Annotated in this window: 3 protein-coding genes and 4 pseudogenes; 3 read left to right on the top strand and 4 right to left on the bottom strand. The window is 59.6% G+C overall.

Annotated features, from left to right (window positions below):
- The first annotated feature begins 170 nt into the window (after window positions 1–170).
- Window positions 171–398: a helix-turn-helix domain-containing protein gene (locus tag DC366_RS19115; protein ID WP_207768790.1), complete on the top strand. Its 228-nt coding sequence runs from the start codon at window positions 171–173 to the stop codon at window positions 396–398.
- 80 nt (window positions 399–478) lie between these two features.
- On the opposite strand, the pseudogene DC366_RS19110 reads toward DC366_RS19115, so the two are convergent.
- From DC366_RS19110 to DC366_RS19095, 4 pseudogenes are all read right to left on the bottom strand, one after another.
- Window positions 479–799: pseudogene (locus DC366_RS19110) on the bottom strand (ATP-binding protein); the annotation flags it as partial.
- A gap of 133 nt (window positions 800–932) precedes the next feature.
- A pseudogene (locus tag DC366_RS19105) lies at window positions 933–1,271 on the bottom strand (IS21 family transposase); the annotation flags it as partial.
- 173 nt (window positions 1,272–1,444) lie between these two features.
- Window positions 1,445–1,969, bottom strand: a pseudogene (locus tag DC366_RS19100) (ATP-binding protein); the annotation flags it as partial.
- Window positions 1,959–2,684 (bottom strand): annotated as a pseudogene (locus DC366_RS19095) (Mu transposase domain-containing protein); the annotation flags it as partial. The pseudogenes DC366_RS19095 and DC366_RS19100, both read right to left, overlap by 11 nt.
- 308 nt (window positions 2,685–2,992) lie before the next feature.
- Between DC366_RS19095 and DC366_RS19085 the strand changes: the two are divergent.
- Both DC366_RS19085 and DC366_RS19080 read left to right on the top strand, forming a co-directional pair.
- Window positions 2,993–3,520, top strand: a complete 528-nt coding sequence (locus DC366_RS19085; RefSeq protein WP_133176254.1) for a hypothetical protein — start codon at window positions 2,993–2,995, stop codon at window positions 3,518–3,520.
- Window positions 3,521–3,647: 127 nt separating this feature from the next.
- Window positions 3,648–4,638 (top strand): hypothetical protein (locus DC366_RS19080; RefSeq protein WP_108693740.1); only part of this gene is annotated, 991 nt, incomplete at its 3' end.

The raw sequence follows: 4,638 nt of genomic DNA, 5'->3' as shown, positions 1-4,638 counted from the left end.
AGCGGCGGAAAGAACTTCGATTTGAGGGCGGTTGATAAAGTCGGACATAAGGTCGGACTTACCATCGGATCGATCCCGAAATCAGACGGCCGCCGCCGGAGGCTTACGACTGTAGAAGCGTGTAAGCAGACCGACGCTACATGGCTTCTTTTGACGTAAGGATTTCAGTAATGAGCGATGATGTTTCGAAAAATTTGCGAAGCATCTGCACCGAGACGGGGTCAATCGCGCAGGTGTGCCGCAAAATCGGCATCAATCGCCAGCAGTTCAATCCCTACGTCAACAGCGCGGGCCTGCCTTCGGCCCATAATCTGCGCCGCATTGCCCGGTACCTCGACCTGCCCGAGGCCGACCTTTTTTGCCGCGCAATCCGATTTCATGCAGCGTCACATTCTTGACCCGCGCTGTTGATTGTCACTGAGAACTGACCCGGCATTTTCATCGAGATCTGACCCACCCAGTCGTTATGATCTGTTGATTATGATGGCGTCAATCCTGTTGCCTCCTTTCGCTTTTTCTTCGCTGTTTCGGAGCTGGCCTTGAAGCGGTAGCTGTCATTGCCGGTCTAGAGGATGTGGCAGCGATGTGTGAGACGATCGAGCAGTGCTGTGGTCATTTTGGCATCGCCAAAGACGCTGGCCCATTCACTGAAGCTCAGGTTGGTGGTGATGATGACGCTGGTGTGTTCATACAACTTGCTCAGAAGATGGAAGAGCAACGCACCGCCGGAGGCGCTGAACGGCAGATATCCCAGCTCATCCAGCATCACCAAGTCGGTTTTGACCAGCGTGTGCGCGACAATCTGGATGAGAAGAGCGCGTCAATCAGGATGAGAATCCTTGGTCGCGACGTTTGTGACGTTGGCGGTCTTTTCAGCCGCGATCAAGTGGTTTGTGTTTTTGATTGTCGGGGCGCGTCAATCAGCTTTGCTCGGCCTTCCGGGCGCGCATCCGCCGCTCCAGCGTGCGCCCGAGGCCAGTGCCCAGATCGGGGTGCCGTCGCATAAGTTCCTCGTAAACCGCCACGGGCCGGATCCCCGGTGAGGAGCGCAGCAGCGGCACGACCTCCGTGTCGAAAATATCCGCAAGCGGATCCGGTCGACGTCGGCTGCGCGCGATCTTCTTCTGCGATGGCAACGTCGGGTCGGCCTGCAGTCGATAACCGGTCGCTTGGCTGATACCGGCCTTCGCCGCGGCCACGGGAGTGGAATGGGTCTGTCTGAGCGTCATGAAAAGCCTCATCTGTTGATCAGTGACATGACGGCCCGGCATGAACGATCTCCTTACGCAGAAAATCATTCCCTATCCGAGCCGGCCACGACCGTCAGACCCGCCCATTTGGGGCGCAACGCCGGGGTGGGGCCTCTCCAGTCGGGCTACGCCCTCCCTGCGAGCCCCCACCCCCGCGTTCTCATCCTGATTGACGCTGGATTCTCACCTTGTTTGTCGCGCGGCACCAGCGCCTCAGCGATCTTCCCGGCCTTGCCTTGGGCCTTTTCCTGCTCCAGTGCGTTGACCAGTTCAACCGTCGAGAAGAAGCGGACGCGCTTGCGGTGATGCTCGATGGCCTGAATGCCGAGGGCGGTGGCAACATGCGATTTCCCTGTTCCCGGACCTCCGATCAGCACCACATTCTCGGCCGCGTCCATGAACTCACAACGATGGAGTTGTCTGACTAAGGCTTCACGGATCTCGCTGGCGGCAAAGTCGAAGCCGGAGAGGTCCTTGTAAGCCGGAAAGCGGGCCGCCTTCATGTGATAGGCGATAGAGCGCACCTCGCGCTCGGCCATTTCCGCCTTGAGCAGTTGCGACAGGATCGGCATGGCGGCTTCAAATGCGGGCGATCCTTGCTCATGCAGATCCTGCACAGCCTGCGCCATGCGTCGTGCTGAAAGCACTCCTTTGGCGTGACGCATCTTCAGGCTGCGCAGCATGATGACGATGGCAGCTCCAGCGGGATCATGACGCATCGCGCACTCCTTTCTGGACGCGCAATCCATCATAACGTGCGACATTGGCCTCGGGCTCCTTGCTCAGGGACAAGGCGGCTGGAGGGTTCACGTCTGGCTGGTCGGTCGGCGTGCCATCCAACAGGCGGTGAAGCAGGTTCAGCACATGGGTCTTGGTGGGCACACCCGCCTCCAATGCCAATTCCACAGCGCAGAGCACCGCCTGTTCATCGTGATGCAAGACCAGTGACAAGATATCGACCATTTCACGGTCCCCGCCGGGCTGCCGCAGCATCTTCGCCTGCAGCAAGCGGAAGGGTTCGGGCATTTCGACGAAGGGCGCGCCATTGCGCGATGCCCCGGGCTTGCGCTGAACGACCGCCAGATAATGGCGCCAGTCATAGAGGACGCGCCCTGGCTCGCGGTGGGATCGATCGATGATCCGCTGATGTGTGCAGATGACATGGCCTTCGGCGGCAATCACCAATCGTTCGGGGTAGATGCGCAAGCTCACCGGCCGGTTCGCAAAGCTGGCGGGCACAGAATAACGGTTGCGATCGAAGGTGATCAGGCAGGTGGGTGATACGCGCTTTCTCTCTTCGACAAAGCTATCAAACATCGTGGGCAGGGGCATCAGGGCAAACTTCTCGGCCTCCCAAACGTCAGGTACGCCTGAAAGACACCGATACTGTCGGTGATTACACTGGCCAATCTTCCGACCGCCCATGGACGTGTTGCTGCATTACTTTGCCAGATATCCCTGCTCCTTGAGCCAGTCTGACACAAGTTTATCCAACAGAGATGAGACGGAGCGGGAATCGTCTTTCGCTGCCTTTTCGAGTGCTTGCTTGGTATCTGCCGGAAGGCGAAATGATATGGGAACGCTTTTATTCATCATTTGTAGTTACATGTAGTTGACCGGTTGTTTCTCACCTGCTACGTATAACTACATTAGACTACACAAGGCAAGAGCCGAGCCGAGACGAGGTCTTCAACCCCTCACCCCGGCTCTGAGCCACAATCGATCTGAAACGGAGATCAGTCATGACCTATTCTGTCACTACCACGCCCACCTCGAATTCAGAAGCGCTTCACGGCAACACGCGTTCTCTCATCTCCACCTTGTTTTCGCGATTTAACGGCGCGCTTGCCGTCGCGATCGAGGCGGAACGCGATATCACGGACATTGATGTCTGGGATCCGGCGGTCAATTCTTGGCTCCGCGAAGCGGAGCGTAACTGGGATGTGGTTTTCGATCTCCGCCGGGCACTCCGCGAGGCGGCAGTGACGCAGGCTGGGGATGCGGCACTTTTGGCCATGGTCCGCATCGCCGACGCGGTGATGGGCTCCGAGAATGTCATCGATTTCGGCACGGCCGACAACCGGCTGCGGGCCGCGACCTTCTTCCGGCAGCGGCTTGGGCGCGGGTGTGTGCCGCATCATGTCAGCCACATGCTGGATCAGTGCCATGCGCGCCTGAGTACCGTGATCCGGATGGAACTCTATCAGCCTGTCTGCGATCTCGATGATCTGCATGACGGCCTGCAGTACGCATGGCCCGAGGCCTGCTGACCACCGCCTGATCCCCCCTGATTTTCACCCCTAACCTTCGCGCCTGCGCGCGGAGGCCCTCTTCCTGCATTTTGCCGCCCCGTAAGGGCGCGGCCTCACCAGACGTGTCCAAAAAGGATCTTTCATCATGACCCACAAGAAGCCCCTCCACATCCCCCGCGGCTCGCGCCACATCGCGGATGACAAATGGACAGAATACAAGCGCCGCATCCCCGCGACCTGGCACGCAGCCGCACGGCGCAAGGGATATCGCATCGACCGCCGGCTGCTGGATCGTCTGTACGTCGCGTTGGAATGCCTGACATGCGGCGCACATACGGCCCATCGGGTGTATACGCTGATGGCGGTCCAGCCCGCCTGCGGCGGTTGCCAGCAGGCGGCGCGCCAGGGTGATGCCACAAAGGTTGGATTTACCCTGCAGGCCCGCGATGAAGCCCATCGTCACTATGCAACCTATACCCTGCCTTGTGGTCACGAGGCCCGGCTCCAGCGAGGCCGTGTCGCCAAGCTTGCGAAAGAAGGGCCCGCGCCGGGCGCCCGCGGATATCACTGCGATATTTGCTACGCACGAAAGCTGCAGGATCAGGCTGCGAAACTCGGGTGGTCGGTAATCGGCGCCGACGTCGAGGGCGAGAGCAACTACCGCCAGCTCGAGCATGATGCCTGCGGTTATCAGCAGCGCGTTTCGACTGGCAATCTCGCAACGGGCCGGTTCAATTGTGGTGGCTGCGGTGAAAGCTGGGTCTCTGCACCGAGTGCGCTTTACATGATGCGGTTCCGCGTTCCTGGATACGGAGTGTATGTGAAGCTGGGGCACAGCTGCCGCCCCGATCGCCGCATGCGGAGCGAGCTGAGATTGGGGAAGAATGTCGAGGCAGAACTTCTCGACGAGGTGCCGATGCCCAGTGGGCAGGTGGCGAGGCGGGTCGAGCTGGGCCTGCATCGTCAGCTGGAGGCCGACCATCCCACAAAAGTAATCCCTCGCGACGAACTGGCGGATTGGATCAACGTGACCCGCGAGGTCTATACCGCCGATGCGGAGCCGATCATCCGGCGGATGCTCGACGAGATCGAGAGCCCCAGGTGGCCGCGCAAGACCAAGATCAAGCCTCCGTCCG

Origin of the sequence: Pelagivirga sediminicola, assembly GCF_003072125.1 — a bacterium.
In the GTDB taxonomy this organism is placed as follows: domain Bacteria; phylum Pseudomonadota; class Alphaproteobacteria; order Rhodobacterales; family Rhodobacteraceae; genus Roseovarius; species Roseovarius sediminicola.
This window is presented reverse-complemented; position numbering and strand designations above follow the sequence as displayed.